The following is a 19,545-nucleotide window of genomic DNA, read 5'->3' on the forward strand; positions in this document are numbered from 1 at the left end:
TTCGGCGGCTTACTTGCTGCCGCCTGCCATGGTGGCTGCGGCGTCGATCTCGGCCTGCGCGCGGGCGGCATACAACGTGCCCGGCGGCGGTTGGCGGCTGAAGAAGGTGTGCACGCCATCCAGCACGGCGCCCGCCACCTTGCGCTGGTATGCCGGGTCCGTCAGGCGGCGCTCTTCATCCGGATTGGAAATGAATGCCGTTTCCACCAGCATCGCCGGCATGTCCGACGTGCGCAGCACCGCGAAGTTGGCGCGCTCGATGTTCGGCTTGTGGTTGTTGCCGATCCGCTTCAGACCGCCCAGCACGTGGCCGGCCGCATCTTCGGACGCCTTCATGTAGCCGCTCTGGGCCAGGTCCAGCAGCACGTTGGCCAGGGTGCCTTCGGTCTGCTGCAGGCGCACCCCACCGACCAGGTCGGCCGCGTTTTCCTTGTCCGCCAGCCAGCGGGCGCGCTGCGAAGAGGCACCCTTGGTCGACAGAACGTACACCGACGAACCCGTGGCCGAACGGTTCTCGGCCGCGTCGGCATGGATCGAAATGAAGATGTCCGCCTTGTTCGCACGCGCCTTCTGCGCGCGCATCGGCAACGGAATGAACACGTCGCTGTCGCGCGTCAGGTAGGCCTTCAGGCCCGGCGTGGCATTGACCTGGCGGGCCAGCTCACGCGCCACCGCCAGGGTGACATCCTTCTCGCGCTTGCCGGTCGGGCCGATCGCACCCGGGTCCTGGCCACCGTGACCGGGATCGATCGCCACCACCAGGTGGCGCATGCCGGGCTGCATGCGGATGCGCGATGCATCGCTGGGCATCGCCGGACGCGGCGGCTCGGCCGGCGTCGGCGCGGGTGTGGGGGCCGTTGCCGGCGGCGTGGTCACCACCGCAGCAGTGCGCTGGCCGGCAAGGATTGCAGCCGGCGAGGATGAAGGCGTGCTGCTGGCCGCGACGCCTGCCGCAGCAACCTGGGCTGGCGCGCTGGTCGGTGCGGGGGTCGGCGTGGCGGGTGCGGCGGCGCTGGCGCTGGCCTGCTGCTGCACCTGTGCGGTCAGCAGGGCGGTGGCCCGCGCAGCATCGGTGCGCGACTGCGCGTTCTCGGCCGGCGCGGGCGCGACTGAGCCCCCCACAGCGGCCGCCTGCGACTGTACCGCCGGTGGCGTCGCCGGGCGGCTGGTGGCCACGGCAGGGCCATCACCCGGCCATTCGATCACCAGCTTGGATTCATTGCCCTCGCGCTGCATCTGCGGACGGAACGGCGCCACCGATTCGGCAAGGTCGAAGACGACACGGAAAGTGCCCGGGACCGGCTGTCCGGTACGCACCGCCGTGACCACGCCCTGCGCGGCCGGCATCTTCAGGTTGCGTACGGCGCTGGAGTCGGGGAAATCGACCACCAGGCGGTTCGGGCCGGCCAGCGACAGGGTCTTGTAGCCGCCACTGCCGACCAGCGAGATCTCGGCACGGGTGCCGGTCGCGCCGGTGTTCAGCAGGACCTGGCGGACTTCACCCGCCCACGCACTGACGCTCGCCAGACCCAGTCCGACGGCGGCACAGATGGCGATGAGACGGTTCCCCGGGCGCATGGCTCAGGATTCAATCACCGCGCTGAACGGAATGCAACACCTTTTTCCTTAATAATCCGTAACCTGCCGGTGTTTGTTCTCGTCAGCCGACAGAAATGGCCTGCAAGTCGCCCCCTTGAGGCAGCCGTTTCAGCCATTCATGCCCAACGTCGCTGCTCGCGGTGAGACTGGCGCGTCGCCCCTGTCCTTCGATCTCCAGTGCTACCACCAGGTCGGTCGGCGGCAGCGCGCCGGCGCCCCGTTCCGGCCATTCGACCAGCCACAAGACCGCGCTGCCCTCGTCCAGGCCGAGGAAATCCAGCTCACCGGCCTGGCCGATGCGATACAGGTCCAGGTGCCACGCCTCACCGCCACTGGCCAGCGGATAGCGCTCGACCAGGGTGTAGGTGGGGCTGCGGATCGCGCCCTGCACGCCCAGCGCCCGCAGCAGCGCGCGGGCCGTGGTGGACTTGCCGGCGCCCAGGTCGCCGCGCAGTTCGATCAGCGCCTGCGGCGGCCGGGTGGTCGCCAGCCACTGTCCGAGCAGTTCGGTGGCGTCGCTGTCGGCAAGGAAGAAATCGGTCATGGGAAGCGTTCCGGGTTGGCCAGTCGCCGCAACGGCGCCAGCAGATCAGTAGGAAGCAGGCCGCGTGCGCCGTCAGCGGCAGCCGCGTCGCCGGCCAGCGCATGCAGCAACGCGCCCGCCGCGCCGGCATCGAAGGCGGCCAGGCCCTGCGCGCGCAGGCCGGCGATGATGCCGGTGAGCAGGTCGCCCATGCCCCCCACGGCCATGCCGGGATTGCCGGCGGCGATCAACCGGGGCGTTTGCCCGGGCGCCGCCACGATGCTGCCGGCGCCCTTCAACACCACCACCGCGTGGAAACGCTCGGCGAGCGTCTGCGCACAGGCGTAGCGATCGGCCTGGATGTCGCTGGTGCTGCAGCCGAGCAGGCGTGCGGCCTCGCCCGGGTGCGGTGTGAGGACGGCGCCAGGCAAGGCACGCGGATCCTGCGCCAGCAGGTTCAGCGCGTCGGCATCGACCACCAGTGGTTTGGCGCTGGCCAGCACCCGCGCAAACAGTGCGCGCGCCCATTCGTCCTGGCCCAGACCGGGCCCGATCGCCACCACCTTTGCCCTGTCAAGCAATGCCGGCAGCGCCTCGCCGTCTTCCAGCGCGTGGGTCATCGCCTCGGGCAGGCGAGCCAGCAGTGGAGCGACGTGGTCGCGGCGGGTACCCAGGCTCAACAGCCCCGCCCCTGCGCGCAAGGCGGCCTCGGCTGCCATGGCGATGGCACCGCCGCTGCCATGGTTGCCGCCGACGCACAGCACGTGGCCGGATTCACCCTTGTGGGTATTTGCGCGGCGCGGCGGCAACAGGGCCGGCAACCGTGCCTGCGCCCAGTACTCCACGGCAGGCGACACGCTTTGCCATGCGGCAGCGGGCAACTGCAGGGGTGCCAGGGCCTTGTGCCCGCAATGATCCAGCGCGTCGCCGGTGTACAGCCCGCGATGGGCCACGATGAACTGCAGGGTCAGCGCCGCGCGCACTGCCGCGCCAGGTATCGCACCGCGGTCGGCATCGACGCCACTGGGCACATCCAGGGCCAGCACAGGTGCCGCCTGCGCATTGATCGCAACGATCAGCGCCTGCGCCGCACCCTCCGGCGCGCGATCGAAGCCCAGCCCGAACAGGGCATCGACCCAGAGGTCGGCCTCGGGCAGCGCGCCGTCGAACTCGGTGATGGCGCCGCCGTCGGACCTGAACTCCGATGTTGCACGCTGCGCCAGCGCGGTCGATGGCGCCCTGCCCGGCAGGGCGATCACCCTCACCTCGCGTCCGGCCTGCAACGCGTGGCGAGCCAGCACAAGGCCGTCGCCGCCATTGTTGCCCGCACCGACCACCACGCCGATGCGCTGCGCCTGCGGCCAATGCTGCAGCAGGCACTGCCAGGCGGCCTGGCCGGCCTGCGCCATCAGTCCCCAGCCAGCATCCCCCGCCAGGGTGGACGCCTGGGCATCAAGCGCACGCGCGGCAGCGGAATCGAACAGATCGGCGAGGTTGGCCATGCAGGGATTTTATACTGGTGCGCATGTCCCTCGCCCCCACCCCCGTCGATCCGGCCCAGGCCGTGCAGCGCATCCGCGAACTGGCCCGCGCGCATGGCTTCCAGCGCTGCGGCATCGCCGGTATCGAGCTGGGCGAGGATGAGGCGCACCTGGCCGACTGGCTGGGTCAGGGCCTGTACGGCACGATGGACTGGATGGCGCGCCACGGCACCCTGCGCGCACGACCGGCCGAGCTGTTGCCCGGCACTGTGCGCGTGATCTCGGTGGGCATGGACTACAGCCACAAGGATGACACCGAAGCCTGGGCGACGCTGGCCGACCCGGGCCGCGCCTATGTGGCGCGCTATGCGCTGGGCCGCGACTACCACAAGCTGATGCGCAACCGCCTGCAGAAGCTGGCCACGCAGATCAACGACGAAGTCGCGCCACTGGGCTACCGCGTGTTCGTCGATTCCGCCCCCGTCCTGGAGCGCGCACTGGCCCGCAACGCCGGGCTCGGCTGGATCGGCAAGCACACCTGCCTGATCGACCGCCATGGCGGTTCCTGGTTCTTCATCGGCGAGATCTACATCGACATCCCGCTGCCGATCGATACGCCGGCCACGGCGCACTGCGGCACCTGCACGCGCTGCATCGATGTCTGCCCGACCCAGGCCATCACCGGGCCGCAGCGGCTGGACGCGCGGCGCTGCATTTCCTACCTGACCATCGAACACGACGGCGCCATTCCCGAACAGATGCGCCCGCTGATCGGCAACCGCATCTATGGCTGCGACGACTGCCAGCTGGTCTGCCCCTGGAACAAGTTCGCCAAGCGCACCGACGAAGCCGATTTCCGCGCGCGCAACAACCTCGATACCGCGCGCCTGGACCAGCTGTTCGCCTGGGACGAAGCCGAGTTCCTGCGCCGCACCGAAGGCAGCCCGATCAGGCGCAGCGGCCATGAGCGCTGGCTACGCAACATCGCCGTGGCGCTGGGCAATGCGCCGTCCTCGGCCGAAGCGCTGGCTGCCCTGCAGACCCGCATCGACGATCCTTCGCCGCTGGTGCGTGAACACGTGCAGTGGGCACTGGGCCAGCATACGGCGCGCTGACGTGCGATCCTGAGCCCCCGTTCCGCCCGCAGCGCGCCGTTTCCATGCAGCCACGCAACAACGACATCCTCACCCCCAGCCAGCTCAACACCCTGGCCCGCGACCTGCTGGAAGGCAGCTTCCCGGCGATCTGGGTCGAGGCCGAACTGGGCAGCGTGGCGCGTCCTGCCTCCGGACACCTCTACTTCACCCTGAAGGACGCGCGCGCGCAGCTGCGTGCGGCGATGTTCCGGATGAAGGCGCAGTACCTGAAGTTCGTGCCGCGCGAAGGCATGCGCGTGCTGGTGCGCGGCAAGGTGACCCTGTACGACGCCCGTGGCGAGTACCAGATGGTGCTGGACCACATGGAGGAAGCCGGCGAAGGCGCGCTGCGCCGCGCCTTCGAGGAGCTGAAGGCACGGCTGGAGGCCGAAGGCCTGTTCAACCCGGCACGCAAGCGGCCGCTGCCGGCGCACGTGCGACGCCTGGCCGTGATCACCTCGCCCACCGGCGCTGCCGTGCGCGATGTGCTGAGCGTGCTCGGCCGGCGCTTCCCGCTGCTGGAAGTTGACCTGCTGCCGACCCTGGTACAGGGCAGCAGTGCCGCCGCGCAGATCACCCGGCTGCTGCAGGCCGCCGATGCCAGCGGCCGCTACGACGTGATCCTGCTGACCCGCGGTGGTGGTTCGCTGGAAGACCTGTGGGCCTTCAATGATGAAGCCCTGGCCCGTGCGATCGCCGCCAGCCGCACCCCGGTGGTGTCTGCGGTTGGCCACGAAACCGACTTCAGCCTGAGCGACTTCGCCGCCGACCTGCGTGCACCGACGCCATCGGTGGCGGCTGAGCTGCTGGTACCGGACCAGCGCGAACTGGCCCTGCGCGTGCGCCGCACGGCCGTTCGCATGCTGCAGCTGCACCGGCATGCGATGCAACAGGCGATGCAGCGCGCCGACCGCGCCCTGTTGCGCCTGAACGCGCAGAGCCCGCAGGCACGACTGGATCTGCTGCGTCGACGCCAGCTCGATCTGGGACGACGCCTGCATGCCGCGTTCAACCAGCAGCAGGAGCGCCGTGCTGCGCGGCTTCGCCATGCAGCGGCGGTCCTGCGCGGGCACCATCCACAGCGCCAGCTCGACACGATGCAGCGCCGCTTGGCCGCCCTGCGCGGACGACCGCAGGCAGCGATGCAGCGTCTGCTGGAGCGCGATGCACTGCGGCTGCGCGGGCTGGCGCGTTCACTGGAAGCAGTCAGCCCGCTGGCCACCGTAGCCCGCGGCTACAGCATCCTGACCCGCAGCGACGATGGTGCGCTGGTGCGGCGCATCGACCAGGTGCAACCTGGTGACGCCCTGCAGGCCCGCGTTGGTGACGGCGTGATCGACGTACAAGTCAAGTAGAGGGGTGTTCGGCAGGGCTGCGCCCTGCACCCGCGGTAGTGCCGGCCGCTGGCCGGCAGCCTCAACAGCAACAGCAAAAGCTGGCATTCCGCGGGTTGGCGGGGCGATGTCGGAGTGCGGGGACGCCGCAAGTACGTCCCTGTAAGCTTGGCAGCCGCATCCATGCGGCTGACACCCCGCACTCCGACACCGCCCCACCTCTGACAGTTTTCCGCGATGGGGTAGATCCACGCCATGCGTGGATGAATCTCTTTCAGATATCGAATCAATTCGGGGTCAGATCCGTTTTCCTGCGGAAAACGGATCTGACCCCAAGCGCCATTCCGGCAGGTCGCAGAAATCTGTCGAAGGCGGGGTGGGTCCGGTTGCGGGAGTGTCCGCGGCATGGATGCCGCGGCCAAGCCCCCATGGACGGGTTTACGGCGTCTCCCGCAACCGGACCCACCCCGCCATCCCACGGATAGCCAGCTTTTGCTTCGGCTGTTGCTGTTGCTGTTGCTCTGGCTTCGGCAGGTGCAGGGCTGCAAGCCCTGCCGAACACCCTCTACTTTGCCTGCTCGCAGAACTTCTGCCGGTACTCGAGCGCCTTCGGCATCAGTGCCTGCAGGTTCTGGATGCGGGTGCCCGGATTCGGGTGGGTGGAAGCGAACTCCGGCGGCGCCTGGCCGCCACTGGCCTGGCCCATGCGCTGCCACAGCGGCACCGCCTCGCGGGGATCGAAGCACGCCGCCGCAGCCAGCATCAGCCCCACTTCATCGGCCTGCGTCTCGTGGCTGCGCGCATAGGGCAGCAGATAGCCGTAGCCCATCGCCGACATCATCATCTGTTGCTGCTGCGCATCCATGCCGCTGGCGGCACCGGCCATCTGCCCGATCTGGGTCAGCTTCTGCTGCGCCATCCGCTGCGCACCATGGCGCAACAGCGCGTGGGCGATCTCATGGCCCATCACCACCGCCATCGCATCACGCGTACGCGCCACCGGCACCAGGCCGGTGTAGACCGCCATCTTGCCGCCCGGCAGGCAGAACGCATTGGCCTGCCCGGACGGGATCACGTTCACTTCCCACTGGAAATCCCGCGCGAAATGCGCGGGCTGCACGCCGTGCTCCTGTGCCAGCGCGGTCTCCACCACGTCCACCTTGGCGATCAGGCGCTGCGCGATGTCGCGCACATCGCGCGCGATCGGCGCATTCGGATCCATCGGCCGTTCCTGCGAGAGGATCTGCTGGTAGGCCTGCAGACCGAGCGCGGTCTCCTGGCGCGCATCCAGGCTGCTGTCGATCATCACCTTCTCGCCGGTGTAGGGATCGACGGTGCGATTGGAGAACCAGTAGAACACCGCATAGCCCGCCGCCAGCAGCAGCACCCACCAGCGGATATTGCCGAACAGGCCGCGTCGCTGCGGACCTTGGGGCGAGCGGGAAAAGGGATCGTTGCGCATCGGTGGTCTTCCAGCAGACCCCGCCGGCTGGCGGGCACGGCGCAATCTTAGTGCGCGGAAGCCAGCAGCGGGTGAAGCCCGATGCCGCTCAGATGCCGCGCACCAGGCGGAAGCCGATGCGCGCATTGGTGGTGTCCGAATCCTGCGATTGACGCCAGGCCGCACGGGTCTGCTCGGGCGCATTGGCCCAGTTGCCGCCCCGGATCACCCGCGACCGGCAGCCCGGGTTGAACCAGGCGACACCATCGGACGGCGCACGCCGGTAGCTGGCGTGCCAGCAGTCGGCCACCCATTCGCTCAGATTCCCGGCCATGTCGTGCAGGCCGAAAGCATTGGCCTGGAAACTGGCCACCGGCGCCGGTCCCCACCAGCCATCGCCATAGCCGATGAATGCGTTGTGCCAGTGCCGACCCGAAGGCGAGACGTCCTTGCTGCCGGTGAAATTGCCGCTGCCCGGCGGCGGCGTACCAGCGTCTCCCCAGGGGTAGCGGCCACTGCTCCCGGCGCGCAGCGCATATTCGAATTCGGCCTCGCTCGGCAGCCGGTAGCTGCGTCCTGTCTGCTCGGACAGCCATGCCGCGTAGTTCTCGGCATCCCGCACGCTGACATGCATCACCGGCGAGTTACCCAGTGCACGCGCGCCATCGTAATCCGAACGCCAGTCGACGCCGCTGCGGCGGATGAAATTGCCGCTGCGCTCGTCATAGACCACCGAGTGGCCGCGCCGGGTCGCACGTGGTCGTGCATTGGTCGACTTCACATAGCGCTCGAAATCGCCGACGGTAACCTCGGTGATCGCCATCGCGAAGCCGCGGTCAAAGCGCACGTAGTGGGAGGGGCGCTCGGCGTCGGTGGAGCCGGGCTCGGCATCACCCGCGCCCATCTGGAAGCCGCCATGCGGCACCACCACCATCTGCGGACCGCGCCCACCATCACGCATCGCGTCGCTGAACACCTGGCCCGGACGGAAGCTGCCGTAGTGGGTGGCCAGATCGATGCGTTCGCGCAGCTGGGCCACCACCGCATCCCCCGGCAAGGCGATGCGCAGGGCCTCGGCCAGCTTTTCGCGCGCCGGCTTCAGCCCCTGCGGCGTGGCCAGCTCGCGCAGGCCCTCATCACGCAGCTGCAGCAGCGCGGCGGCGCGGATCTGCTCGATGCGCTCGAAGGCATCGGCAATGGTCGGTGACGAGTCACGGACCTTGCTGGCTTCGGCCAGCCAGGTGCCCGCACTGGCAAAGTCGCGTACGCGCGCGGCGTCCTCGGCCCGGCGGATCAGGCCACTTTCGGCCGCCGCCAGGCCCTGCCGCGCCCGGCTGTTGTGTTCGTCCAGAGCCAGCGCTTCACGGAAGTTGCCAATCGCACCGTCACCGTCCTCGCCGATCCGCCCCGATCGCAGGTCTTCCTCGCCGGCACGGTTATAGGCCACCACGCGCTGGGCGAGCTCCACCCGGCCCTGCAGCGCGCGCACCTTCTCATCCTTCGGCGCCAGGGTCAGCAGCACCAGTGCCTGGCGACTCGCCTCGGCCAGCGCCTCGCGCTGCCGTAGTGGCCGAACCAGCAGAGCATCGGCCTGCTGCTGCAGGCGCTGGCGAGCACGCTGCAGGCCGCTGCGGGCCAGGCGATCATCCGGATCTTCCTCCTGCACCGCCAGCCACAGCGGAACCGCCGCGTCGGCGTCCTCGTACAGGTGCCCTTCGCTGAACGCCTTTTCGGCTGCGCGGCGCAGCTGGGCGACGCTGCGGCCCTGCCGGTCGACCCGTGGCGGTGTCCACCGCTGCACGTCCTCGGTGGCATCCTCACCGGCAATGGTGACGCTACCCTGCCCTGCCCCCGGTGTCGGCTCCGCCAGTGAACCTTCCTGCGGCCGCGCGTCTTCGCCAGCAGCCGGCCCCGGCTCCGGTGTTGCCGAGGGCGACGGCGTGCAACCGGCCAAGGCCACGGCCAGAGCGGTGCACAGCACGGACGACAGCGGAAAACGCAAGCAGGATCTCCTTCGGCACGGACGCGAACCGACGTTAGGCTATTCTCCCCTGCCTGAGCAAACCCGAGTAGTAGGCCCTGACCCGTGGCAACCTGGATCACCACCCCCGCCGAGCTGGATGCGTACTTCCAGCAGCGTCCGGCCCGCATCGGCCTGGACACCGAATTCATCCGTGAACGCACGTTCTGGCCGCAGTTGGCTCTGGTGCAGATGGCGGTCGGGCAGGACATCCTGCTGATCGATCCGCTGATTCCCGGTATGGCCGAGGCACTGGCGCCGTGGCTGGCCGATGAGTCGATCACCAAGGTGATGCACAGCGCCAGCGAAGATCTGGTTGCCTTCAAGTGGACCTGCGGCGTGTTGCCGCGACCGCTGTTCGACACACAGATCGGCGCCTCGCTGGCCGGCATTGGTGGCGGCATGGGCTACCAGAAGCTGGTCGCGGAAATCACCGGCGTGGCGCTGGCCAAGGGCGAAACCCGCTCGGACTGGATGCGCCGTCCGCTCTCGGAGTCGCAACTGCAATACGCCGCCGACGACGTCGAGCACCTGTTCGCGCTGCATGACGCCATTGATGCCAAGTTGCAGGCGCTGGGCCGCCAGCAGTGGCTGCACGACGACGGCGAGCGCCTGCTGGCCAGCGTCGCCAATGACGAGGACCGCTGGCCGCATCTGGCGATGCGCTCAGCGCAGTTTCTCGATGCTCCCGCGCAGCGCCGCCTGCTGCGCCTGCTGCGCTGGCGTGATGTGCAGGCACGCAGCAGCGACCGCCCGCGCAGCTGGATCCTGGACAACGAACTGGCCGCCACGCTGGCACGCACGCCACCGGCCGATGCCGCCGCGCTGGCCACGCTGTTTGAACAGTTCCCGAAGGCACCGCGCAAGCTCGCCGGCGCGGTGTGGCAGGCGCTGGACACGCCGCTGGCCGATGAGGCCGAGGCACCGTTGGCATTGCCCGCCAACGACACCAACAAGCAGGCACTGAAGAGGCTGCAGGATGCCGTTGCCGAGCGCAGCCGCGAGCTGGGTCTGCCGGATGGCGTGCTGGCCTCGCGCAAGCATCTGGAAAGCTACCTGGAGCACCGCCAATGGCCGGCTGCACTGGCCGGCTGGCGTCAGCAGGAACTGGAGTCGCGGCTGCAGGCGCTGCTGCCTGCACGCTGAAGCGCCGAGCGCGGCGCGGGATTGCGTTCCGGTCACCGTCGAAGGCCATGAAAAAGGGCGACCCGGATCACTGGGCCGCCCTTTGCATTCCAGCAGTACGATGGCGGGAAGACCCGCCACCGTGGCAACGCATTACCAGTTCATGTTCAGCGAGACACCGACGGTGCGCGGTTCGTTGTAGACCGCAGCCATATAGTTCTCGATCACACCCTTGAGGTTCTTCTCGTTGGTGATGTTGCGCGCGAACAGCGCCACTTCGTAGGCACCATAGTTGCCCGAGTAGCCGATCTTCAGGCCGCCTTCGAAATCACCCTTGGAGTTGAACTCCTTGCTGTCGTACAGCACGAAGCTGGTGTAGCCCTGCTTGTTCCAGTCGGTGGACACGAACATGGTGCCCGCGTCGCTGACCGGGAAGTCGTAACGGGCGGCCAGGTTGACGTTGTACTTCGGCGCGTTCGGCAGCGGGTTGCCGTCGATCTGCGCGAAGGTGTTGGCACCGACCTTGATGGTCGGGTCATTCACCGTGCACACCACCTGGCCGTTGAGGCCGCAGACCTGCGCGTAGACGCGCTTGTCCTTGATCTCGCTGTGCAGCAGGCTCAGGCCGGCGCTCAGGGTCAGGTTCGGGATCGGGCGCAGCTCCATGTCGGCTTCGAAGCCGTAGGCCTTGGCCTTGTCGGCGTTGAACAGCACGCCGTTGCCGTCCGAATCGTTGCCGTTGAGCTGGATGTCGTTGACGGTGTAGGTGAACGCGGTGGCGTTCAAGCGCAGGCGGTTGTCCCACAGGCTGCTCTTCACGCCCGCTTCCCAGGACAGGATGGTCTCGGAATCGGCGGTGGTGAAGTCGGCATTGAACACGGCCGAGCGGCCCTGGATGGTCGGGCCGCGGAAACCGCGGGCGACCTTGGCATAGACGCTCACGTCCGGCGTGATCTGATACATCGCGCTCAGATCCCAGCTCGGGGTGGTGTCGGACATCTTGACGTCGGTGCGGCCCTTGTAGGTGACCACGCCAGCGGCAGTGTCAGCCGTCTTCAGCAGGCGGGTGTGCTTCTCGTCGCGGGTCTGGCGCAGGCCGGCCGTGACGGTGAACTTGTCGGTGAAGGCATAGCTCAGCTGGCCGAAACCGGCCCACGAGGTGTTCTTGTTGCGCAGGCGCACCCAGTTGTTCGGGTTGCGGGCCGCGCCCTGCAGGAACCAGGCGCGCTGGTAGAAGTCGGTGGTGTCGCTGCCGTTGAAGTAGAAGGCACCGGCCTGCCACTGCAGCGCGCTGTCGTCATGGCTGGCCAGGCGGAATTCCTGGGTCCACTGGTCCAGGTCGCGGATGCGGCCCATCGACTGGCCGTAGCCGTTCGGCACGCCGTTCACCGGGAAGTTCACCGCAGCGCCGCCGTCGGTGTCGCCACGGCTGTAGCCGGAGGTGGTTTCGTAGGCGGTGATCGAGGTGAAGTCGATCGCGCCGAAGTCGTAGCGCGCCTTCACCGAGCCGCCGTAGGTCTTGTAGGCCTGCGGGTTGTTGTCGGCTTCGTCGTAGGCAACCTTGTCGCGCGGCACGTCGGTCTTGTTCGAGCCCTTGGTCAGCGCACCGCGCAGGAACAGGGTCGAGGTGCCTTCGTAGTCACGGGCGTGGGCCGAGGCCAGGATCGAGAACTGGTCGCTCGGGGTCAGCAGCAGCTGCGCGCGCACGTTGCGGTCATCGAAGCCGCCCATCGCGTTCTTCTTCGGGCTGACCGTGCCGTCGGCACTCGGGCCCTTGTAGGTGTTGTCGACGTAGTCATCGCGGTGCTGGTACAGCGCCGACACGCGGAACGAGGCGATGTCATTGATCGGACCGCCGAAGCCGCCGTCGATCGACACGCTGTTGTAGGTCGCGTAGCTGGCGCTGACCCGGCCGGTGTAGTCCTGGGTCGGCTTCAGGGTGTCGAACTTGACGATGCCGGCGGTGGTGTTGCGGCCGAACAGCGAGCCCTGCGGGCCACGCAGCACTTCCACCTGGTCCACGTCATAGACCGGGTTGGACTTCAGCACCACGTGCTCCAGCACCACATCGTCCTGGATGATCGACACCGGCTGCGAGGCCCCCAGGTAGAAGTCGATATTGCCGAGGCCACGGATATAGAAGCGCGGGAAGATGCGGCCGGTGGTGGTTTCCGCATACAGGCTAGGCACGCGGCCGGACAGTGCCAGCAGGGTGTCGTCGCCGCCGGCGGTGAAGTCGCGCATGCGCTCGCCCTGCACCACGCCCACCGAGACCGGCACTTCCTGCAGGTTCTGCTCGCGGTGCTCGGCGGTCACGGTGATCGTGTCCAGGCCGGTCGGGGTCGGCGCGCTGTCCTGCGCGGCGGCACCGAAGCTGCCGACCAGGGCCAGGCCGGCGCAGGCCAGGGCCAGCGGATGGCGACGGAAGGAAACGAAGGAAGACGACAGACCCGACAGGCGGCGGGAATCGGAATGGGAGGGCATGGAATGCTCTGAGGAGGCGTCCGTGCGGCCTGCGCGAGCCGGGCGGCAAAAAGGGGGAAAACTGCGCAAGCGGCCATTATCCCCCAAATTGTTACGATTTCGTTGCGCGGCACCCGAACCCGGCGAAACAAGCGGTTTCGGCACAGTCAGCCGGCAGCGCCTGGGGTCAGATCCGTTTTCCAAGGGAAAACGGATCTGACCCCGAAGCTCCTGGCAGCCGGGTCAGCGCGACATCGACCCTCGCAAGTCGCCCGCATGCGCGCTGCGAAACCAACTCTCGCCTTTACTTCTACGGCGCCACGGCTTCGCGGGACGACTGCTCATTGCTGCCGCCCCCGGCATTGCCTTGCGCAACGCCTGGTCTCTGTCGAATTCGCCCTGCTGCGCCATGCACTGGCCCGAATCCGGCCGGCACGGCGGTGGATCCAGGCCTTGCGTCGTCCCTGCCCGGCGCTTGGCAAGCGCGGCAGGCGGCGCTACACTGAAAGCCTGCCGTGGGGCCATAGCTCAGCTGGGAGAGCGCGTCGTTCGCAATGACGAGGTCAGGAGTTCGATCCTCCTTGGCTCCACCACTATTCAGAAGAACCCGTAGATCCTGGCGATCTACGGGTTTTTTCTTGTCTGGAATCCGCCTAGCCGGGTTCCTGGCCGCCATCCTTGCGGCGCGGGCTGCGCGAATGCGCATCACGCACCTGTTGGTCGCACTGGCCCGGCCGCTGCTTCGCCACGTTGTCCTGCTTCCGGTCCTGGCGGCTTTCCTGGATGCCCTGCTTCGGGTCCTGATCCTTGTCTGGCTCGTTCATCTGATTACTCCCTCATCGGCATCAGGCCGACGTTCTGCCCCACGCTAGAGGCCGGCGGGTAATCCACAGGTCAGTCCCGCGCCAACAGCGTGTGCACGAACCCACTTGCTGCGACGGTGAACACACGCCCAGAATCCGATGCAGCACGAATTCCGCGTACACCCATGCCCCCGCCCGCCCAGCACGCGGCACACACCGTGCCGATGAACTTCAATCCAACCGACGGCAGCATCCAGCTCGGCACGCTGCCGAACCTGATCTGTCCCAGCCTCTCACTGCAGGAGGCGCGCATCGCCTTCGCCACGCTGACGCATGGCGAGCGCGATGTCGGCACCGGCTATGTCTGGCTGAGCCTGCACCGGCTCAGCCTGGGCGGTGCACCCGCTGGCATCAGCCTGTGCTTCCACGGCCAATACCTCGACATTGTGACCATGAGTGTCGACCTGCCTGGTGCGACGCTGGACGACGGCTGGCCGAGCCAGGCTGCGATCAATGCCGAAGTTGCCTTCATGCGCCGCACGCTGGGTGCAGCGCTGGGTCGCACGTTGAGCGGCGGCCACGCCCGCTTCAGCTGGGGCGAGGCTTGGGCCCGGTTTGACCCGAAGGGATTCATGGCGAGCAGCGGCCTCCGCTACTCGCCTCGCACGTGACGGCGCTCAGGTTCGGGTGATCGACACGCCGCCTTCAACGCGCATTGCGGTACCGGTAACGAAGCTGCTTTCATCGCTGGCCAGGAACAACGCCGCATTGGCGATCTCCTCCGGCTTGGCCATGCGCTTGAGTGCATGCAGCGAGCGCACGAAATCACGCGCATCACCGGTCGGTGCCGCCTGCCGGCCCATCTCGGTATCGGTGCCCCCGGGCAGCAGCACGTTGCTGCGCACGCCACGCGCGCCGTATTCGGCGGCGATCACCTGGCTCAGGCCGATCAAGCCGGCCTTGCTCGACGCATAGGCCGCCATTCCCGGGAAGCCGACGGTGTGGCCGACGAAGGTGCCGACAAACACCAGTGAGCCACCGCCGCGTGCCAGCAACGCCGGCAACTGGGCGCGTGCGGCATGGAAGGCGGCATCGAGATTGGTGGCCATCACCTCGCGCCACGCATCCACCGGGAACTCTGCTGCCGGTGCACCGGGGCCGAGCATGCCGGCATTGTTGAGCGCGATGTCCAACCCACCGAATGACTGCTGGGCCAGTTCCACCAGCGCCGGTGCCGTGGCCGGATCAGCCACGTCCGCGGCATGCACCACCACCTCGCCACCGGCGGCGCGGATCTGCTCGGCCAGCGCCTGCAGCGGCTCTGGCCGCCGTGCGTTGAGCACCAGCTTTGCCCCTTCTGCAGCGAAGCGCAGCGCGCTGGCGCGGCCGATGCCGGCGCTGGCACCGGTGATGAGAGCGATCTTGTTGTTCAGCCGCATGGTCGTGGTACCGGTTGTGAAGTGGCCGCCACGATGCCGCACCTCTCGCCTGCCAACACTCCGTTTCCGGGCCCGGCCCATCGGTGCAGGAAACGGAGTTTCCGCAGAACCAGCACGTGCCAGAATCCGGCCATGGACAGCACCGCCACCACCGCCCTCGATGCCCGCGTCGAACGAGTTTGCCGCCACCTTCAAGCCAGCCACGACGAACCCTCGCTGCAGGAACTGGCCGGGATCGCGGGTTGCAGCCCAACCCGTCTGCATCGCCTTTTCAAGGAAGCAACCGGGTTGACCCCGAAGCAGTACGCTGCCGCGCTGCGCGCCGACCGCCTGCGCACCGGGCTGGAACAACAGGAACGCATCACCGACGCCTTCCACGATGCCGGCTTCGGCTCCAGCGGTCGCTTCTACGAGAACGCGCCGAAGCTGCTGGGCATGACGCCGAAGCAATGGCGTGCCGGTGGTCGCGGCGAAGTCATCCACTTCGCGCTTGCCGAAAGTTCGTTGGGCAGCGTGCTGGTGGCCAGCAGTGCCACCGGCGTGGTCGCGATCCTGCTCGGCGACGATCCGGAAGCGCTGCTGCAGTCACTGCAGCAGCGCTTCCGCCAGGCCGAACTGGTCGGGGCCGACAGCGGCTATGAACAACTGGTGGCACAGGTGGTGGGCCTGGTCGAGGATCCCTCGCGAGGCGCCACGCTGCCGCTGGACATCCGCGGCACGGCCTTCCAGCAACGTGTATGGCAGGCGCTGCAGCAGATTCCGCGCGGACAGACGGCCTCATATGCCGAAATCGCCGCGCGTATCGGCGCGCCGCGATCGAGCCGCGCAGTGGCACGCGCCTGCGCAAGCAATCCGCTGGCCGTGGCGGTGCCCTGCCACCGGGTGGTGCGCCGCGACGGCGACCTGTCCGGCTATGCCTGGGGCGTGGCACGCAAGCGCGAACTGCTGCGCCGGGAAAAGCTCGCCAACGGCTGACGCGACCCGCAAGCCGCCGACCTTGTCGGCGCCCCCAACCTCCGGTAGCCGCCAACCTTGGCCGGCATCGGCCAAGCCCTCAGTCCAGCTTCACCACCAGCTTGCCGAAGTTGCGCCCCTGCAGCAGGCCAAAGAAGGCTTCCGGCGCCTTCTCCAGCCCTTCCACCACGTCCTCGCGGTACTGGACGCGGCCCTCGCGCAGCCACTGCGCCATCTCGCGCTCGAAGTCCGGCCACAGGTGCTTGAAGTCGTGCACGATGAAACCGCGCACGGTCAGGCGCTGGCGCAGGATCTGGCTGAACAGCGCCGGCAGGCGGTCCGGGCCAGGCTGCGCGACGCCACGATTGTTGTAGGTGGCGATGGTGCCGCACACCGGAATGCGGGCGAAGTCGTTGAGCAACGGCAGCACCGCATCCAGTACATGGCCCCCGACGTTCTCGAAGTACACGTCGATACCCGCAGGCACCGCCGCGCGCAGCTGCTCGGCAAAACCAGCAGCGCGATGATCCAGCGCCACGTCCACGCCCAGCGTCTGCAGATAGGCACGCTTGGCCTCGCCACCGGCGATGGCCACCACGCGCGCGCCCTGCAGCTTGGCCAACTGCGCCACGGTCGCGCCGACCGGCCCCGTTGCGGCGGCCACCACCAGCGTCTCTCCCGGCTGCAGGCGGGCGATTTCATGAAGGCTGGAATAGGCGGTGAAGCCCGGCATGCCATACACCCCCAGCGCCGTACTTAACGGCAGCCCGGCCGGGTCCAGGCGGCGGCCCAGCGCCTTGGCCGGCAGCACCGCGTGGGTCTGCCACCCGCCCGGCGCCAGCACCCGTTCGCCCACTGCGACACCCGCAGCCCTGGACTGCAATACCTCGGCCACGGTCTGGCCTTCCATCACAGCTTCCACTGCCACCGGCGCGGCATACGACGGTCCCTCATCCATGCGTCCACGCATGTACGGGTCCAGTGAGAGGTAGCGATTGCGCAGCAGCACCTCACCGTCGCCCAAGGGCGGCAGCGCGGCCTGCTCCAGGCGGAAATTGGCTGCAGTGGGCGCCCCCTGCGGACGCGACGCCAGCACGATGCGGGTGGTGGTCGATGAGTCGGACATGACGACGGTCTCTGCTGTTGCCAGCATCAGGAAGGAACGCCGACACTACGCCGCAGCGTTCCCCCATGGGGGTCACGAAAACAGCGTTCCATGTCCGGTATCGGTGCCGTCCACGCGCAGGCCGCGCCACGCCGCGTTTGTCGATCACGGTGGCCCGCTGAATTCCGCCGCACGCGATGACCACCGCGCCACCGCGCACGGATGAATCGGCATCCAGCGCCCCCCTGCCCAGCGACGGCGGATCAAGTACTTGCGTCTGCGCAGACGGCAATGTGAAGGTTTTTTGCCAAAATGCTTGCCGTAGCCGGCTGACCTCCGTAATATGCGCGTCCTTGGCAGCGACCTCGCTGCAATGAACTACGTGGCCGAGTAGCTCAGTTGGTAGAGCAGGGGATTGAAAATCCCCGTGTCGGCGGTTCGATTCCGTCCTCGGCCACCACGTTCGACAGCCTGCAGAAATGCGGGTCTTTTTTTCGGGAATCGCAGTTGATCGTGATTGCCACACAGTTTGGCCGAGTAGCTCAGTTGGTAGAGCAGGGGATTGAAAATCCCCGTGTCGGCGGTTCGATTCCGTCCTCGGCCACCACGTTCGACAGCCTGCAGAAATGCGGGTCTTTTTTTCGGGAATCGCAGTTGATCGTGATTGCCACACAGTTTGGCCGAGTAGCTCAGTTGGTAGAGCAGGGGATTGAAAATCCCCGTGTCGGCGGTTCGATTCCGTCTTCGGCCACCATCTTTCGAGACCTGCAGAGATGCAGGTCTTTTTTTGTCCGTGCTTCGCGCACTGCACGAGTGGCGGATGCGGCGCCCGCGCACACGCCCGGTTGACGAAACATTTACACCGGCATGCGCGGCGGCACCTACGCTCCAGACTCCTGCCTGGAGCCTACCGATGCCTCTGCGCCCCGCCCTGTTCGCCTGCCTGCTGCTGGCCGCTTTCCCGGTGATCGCCACTGAACCTGTGCGCGCGGTCGAGCGCCTGGACATCGATCGCTACGCCGGCCAGTGGCACGAAATTGCGCATCTTCCGGTCTCGTTCCAGAAGCAGTGCGTGGGCGAGATCACCGCCAACTACGGACTGCGCAGCGATGGCCGCATCAGTGTCACCAACGCCTGCCGCAACGGCGACGGTGAGCGCGTGGTCGCCGAAGGCGTGGCACGCGCGGTGGCCGGCCATCCCGGCCAGTTGCAGGTGCGCTTCGCGCCGGACTGGCTGAGCTGGGTCCCGCTGGTCTGGGCCGACTACTGGGTGCTGGCGCTGGACCCGGACTATCAGTGGGCACTGGTCGGTGAACCGGACCGGAAGTACCTGTGGATCCTCTCGCGCCTGCCGGAAATGGATCGCGCACGCTTCGAAGCGCTGAAAGAAAAAGCCGAGGCCATGGGCTACGACCTGCGCCCGCTGCGCCTGATGGCCCCGCTTCGCGATACGCCCGCCGATTGAACCGCGTCGCAACCGCGGCGCCGCGCGCGCGCCGTCCGGCACCGCGCACGCCCGGCCGCCATCTTCACGCGCTACCCTCTGCGACGGGTCGCCACAGGCGATCCAAACAACCATACGCCGTAGTATGCTTATCCAAACGCACCCCTCCAGAGGACTTGCGCCCATGCTCCACCGTTTCCGTATCGCCTTGATTGTCCTGTGCACCCTCGCCCTTGTTGCCTGCAACAACGGCATCGTCAAGCGTGTTTCGGAACCGGCGGCCAGCCTGCAGCAGCTGACCGTGCGTGCCGACGGCAACTGGACCGTGGCCCTGCGCCTGCAGAACTTCAGCTCGATGCCGATGACCTTCGATGACGTCTCGCTGGCGCTGACCGTCGGCGACAACGAAGCCGGCACCCTGCACGCGCAGCCTGGCATCTCCATCGGCGGCACCTCCGCCGACGTGATCAATGTCGACCTGGTGCCCAGCTCGGCCGCGCGCCTGGTGGTGGCCGATGCGCTGGCCAGCAACCGCACCCTGGCCTATGGCCTGAAGGGAACGGTGGCGGCCACGCCGCAGGAAAAGAAGCAGCGCAGCTTCGACATCAGCAGCCGCAGCACCCTCAACCAGGCCCCCGGCCTGCCCGGCGTGCTGCGCTGAACGCGCCTTTCGTGGCG

General features: G+C 67.8%; 16 protein-coding genes and 4 tRNA genes. 11 read left to right on the top strand and 9 right to left on the bottom strand.

The window, feature by feature from the left end:
• Positions 1 to 9: 9 nt before the first annotated feature.
• The 3 genes from PEM_RS16175 to PEM_RS16185 all read right to left on the bottom strand — a co-directional run bounded on the left by PEM_RS16175 (position 10) and on the right by PEM_RS16185 (position 3,624).
• Entirely contained in the window at positions 10 to 1,578 is a 1,569-nt protein-coding gene (locus PEM_RS16175) for an N-acetylmuramoyl-L-alanine amidase (RefSeq protein ID WP_053500617.1), read from the bottom strand.
• Between the two features lie 82 nt (positions 1,579 to 1,660).
• Positions 1,661 to 2,143: a tRNA (adenosine(37)-N6)-threonylcarbamoyltransferase complex ATPase subunit type 1 TsaE gene (gene tsaE / locus PEM_RS16180; RefSeq protein ID WP_053500618.1), complete on the bottom strand. Its 483-nt coding sequence runs from the start codon at positions 2,141 to 2,143 to the stop codon at positions 1,661 to 1,663.
• Positions 2,140 to 3,624, bottom strand: coding sequence for an NAD(P)H-hydrate dehydratase (locus tag PEM_RS16185; protein ID WP_095378141.1), 1,485 nt, complete (start codon positions 3,622 to 3,624; stop codon positions 2,140 to 2,142). Before PEM_RS16185 ends, tsaE begins: the two co-directional genes overlap by 4 nt.
• Positions 3,625 to 3,647: 23 nt before the next feature.
• On the opposite strand from PEM_RS16185, the gene queG reads away from it, so the two are divergent.
• Positions 3,648 to 4,718 carry a tRNA epoxyqueuosine(34) reductase QueG gene (gene queG / locus PEM_RS16190; protein WP_111127525.1) on the top strand — a complete coding sequence of 357 codons (1,071 nt, stop codon included), beginning with the start codon at positions 3,648 to 3,650 and terminating at the stop codon, positions 4,716 to 4,718.
• A gap of 44 nt (positions 4,719 to 4,762) precedes the next feature.
• Positions 4,763 to 6,094 (top strand): exodeoxyribonuclease VII large subunit, encoded by a 1,332-nt coding sequence (xseA, locus tag PEM_RS16195; protein WP_065186029.1) that lies wholly within the window; start codon positions 4,763 to 4,765, stop codon positions 6,092 to 6,094.
• A 544-nt stretch (positions 6,095 to 6,638) separates the two neighbouring features.
• Here xseA and PEM_RS16205 read toward each other — a convergent pair.
• Together PEM_RS16205 and PEM_RS16210 are read right to left on the bottom strand one after the other, a co-directional pair.
• Positions 6,639 to 7,535: a M48 family metallopeptidase gene (locus PEM_RS16205; protein ID WP_053500725.1), complete on the bottom strand. Its 897-nt coding sequence runs from the start codon at positions 7,533 to 7,535 to the stop codon at positions 6,639 to 6,641.
• A gap of 88 nt (positions 7,536 to 7,623) precedes the next feature.
• The gene (locus tag PEM_RS16210) at positions 7,624 to 9,516 is read right to left on the bottom strand and encodes a formylglycine-generating enzyme family protein (RefSeq protein ID WP_005417788.1); all 1,893 of its coding nucleotides are present in this window, start codon (positions 9,514 to 9,516) and stop codon (positions 7,624 to 7,626) included.
• A gap of 84 nt (positions 9,517 to 9,600) precedes the next feature.
• Here PEM_RS16210 and rnd point away from each other — a divergent pair, with 84 nt between their 5' ends.
• Positions 9,601 to 10,680, top strand: a complete 1,080-nt coding sequence (rnd, locus tag PEM_RS16215) for a ribonuclease D (RefSeq protein ID WP_111128633.1) — start codon at positions 9,601 to 9,603, stop codon at positions 10,678 to 10,680.
• A gap of 132 nt (positions 10,681 to 10,812) precedes the next feature.
• Here rnd and PEM_RS16220 read toward each other — a convergent pair whose 3' ends face one another.
• Positions 10,813 to 13,143, bottom strand: coding sequence for a TonB-dependent receptor (locus tag PEM_RS16220; protein WP_111128631.1), 2,331 nt, complete (start codon positions 13,141 to 13,143; stop codon positions 10,813 to 10,815).
• A 496-nt stretch (positions 13,144 to 13,639) separates the two neighbouring features.
• On the opposite strand from PEM_RS16220, the gene PEM_RS16225 reads away from it, so the two are divergent.
• Positions 13,640 to 13,715 (top strand) — tRNA-Ala (locus PEM_RS16225).
• 60 nt (positions 13,716 to 13,775) lie between these two features.
• Here PEM_RS16225 and PEM_RS20350 read toward each other — a convergent pair.
• Positions 13,776 to 13,946 (bottom strand): hypothetical protein, encoded by a 171-nt coding sequence (locus tag PEM_RS20350; protein ID WP_005417792.1) that lies wholly within the window; start codon positions 13,944 to 13,946, stop codon positions 13,776 to 13,778.
• Positions 13,947 to 14,110: 164 nt separating this feature from the next.
• Between PEM_RS20350 and PEM_RS16230 the strand changes: the two genes are divergently transcribed.
• Positions 14,111 to 14,596 carry a hypothetical protein gene (locus PEM_RS16230; RefSeq protein WP_111128630.1) on the top strand — a complete coding sequence of 162 codons (486 nt, stop codon included), beginning with the start codon at positions 14,111 to 14,113 and terminating at the stop codon, positions 14,594 to 14,596.
• Between the two features lie 6 nt (positions 14,597 to 14,602).
• Here the strand turns inward: PEM_RS16230 and PEM_RS16235 are convergent, their stop codons facing one another.
• Complete coding sequence (locus PEM_RS16235; protein WP_032954356.1) at positions 14,603 to 15,364, bottom strand: SDR family oxidoreductase; 762 nt, start codon at positions 15,362 to 15,364, stop codon at positions 14,603 to 14,605.
• Positions 15,365 to 15,496: 132 nt separating this feature from the next.
• On the opposite strand from PEM_RS16235, the gene PEM_RS16240 reads away from it, so the two are divergent.
• A complete protein-coding gene (locus PEM_RS16240; RefSeq protein ID WP_065196615.1) occupies positions 15,497 to 16,339 on the top strand; it encodes a methylated-DNA--[protein]-cysteine S-methyltransferase in 843 nt (280 codons plus the stop codon).
• A 79-nt stretch (positions 16,340 to 16,418) separates the two neighbouring features.
• Here the strand turns inward: PEM_RS16240 and PEM_RS16245 are convergent, their stop codons facing one another.
• Positions 16,419 to 17,444 carry an NADP-dependent oxidoreductase gene (locus tag PEM_RS16245; RefSeq protein ID WP_005417804.1) on the bottom strand — a complete coding sequence of 342 codons (1,026 nt, stop codon included), beginning with the start codon at positions 17,442 to 17,444 and terminating at the stop codon, positions 16,419 to 16,421.
• Between the two features lie 363 nt (positions 17,445 to 17,807).
• On the opposite strand from PEM_RS16245, the gene PEM_RS16250 reads away from it, so the two are divergent.
• The 5 genes from PEM_RS16250 (at position 17,808) to PEM_RS16270 (ending at position 19,528) form a co-directional block, all read left to right on the top strand.
• Positions 17,808 to 17,883, top strand: a tRNA-Phe gene (locus PEM_RS16250).
• Positions 17,884 to 17,954: 71 nt separating this feature from the next.
• Positions 17,955 to 18,030, top strand: a tRNA-Phe gene (locus tag PEM_RS16255).
• 71 nt (positions 18,031 to 18,101) lie between these two features.
• Positions 18,102 to 18,177 (top strand) — tRNA-Phe (locus PEM_RS16260).
• A 159-nt stretch (positions 18,178 to 18,336) separates the two neighbouring features.
• On the top strand, positions 18,337 to 18,888 hold the full coding sequence (locus PEM_RS16265) for a lipocalin family protein (protein ID WP_005417806.1): 552 nt from the start codon (positions 18,337 to 18,339) through the stop codon (positions 18,886 to 18,888).
• Between the two features lie 163 nt (positions 18,889 to 19,051).
• Complete coding sequence (locus tag PEM_RS16270) at positions 19,052 to 19,528, top strand: LEA type 2 family protein (RefSeq protein ID WP_005417809.1); 477 nt, start codon at positions 19,052 to 19,054, stop codon at positions 19,526 to 19,528.
• The last annotated feature ends 17 nt before the right edge of the window (positions 19,529 to 19,545 follow it).

The organism is Stenotrophomonas sp. Pemsol (assembly GCF_003586545.1).
Classification (GTDB): domain Bacteria; phylum Pseudomonadota; class Gammaproteobacteria; order Xanthomonadales; family Xanthomonadaceae; genus Stenotrophomonas; species Stenotrophomonas sepilia.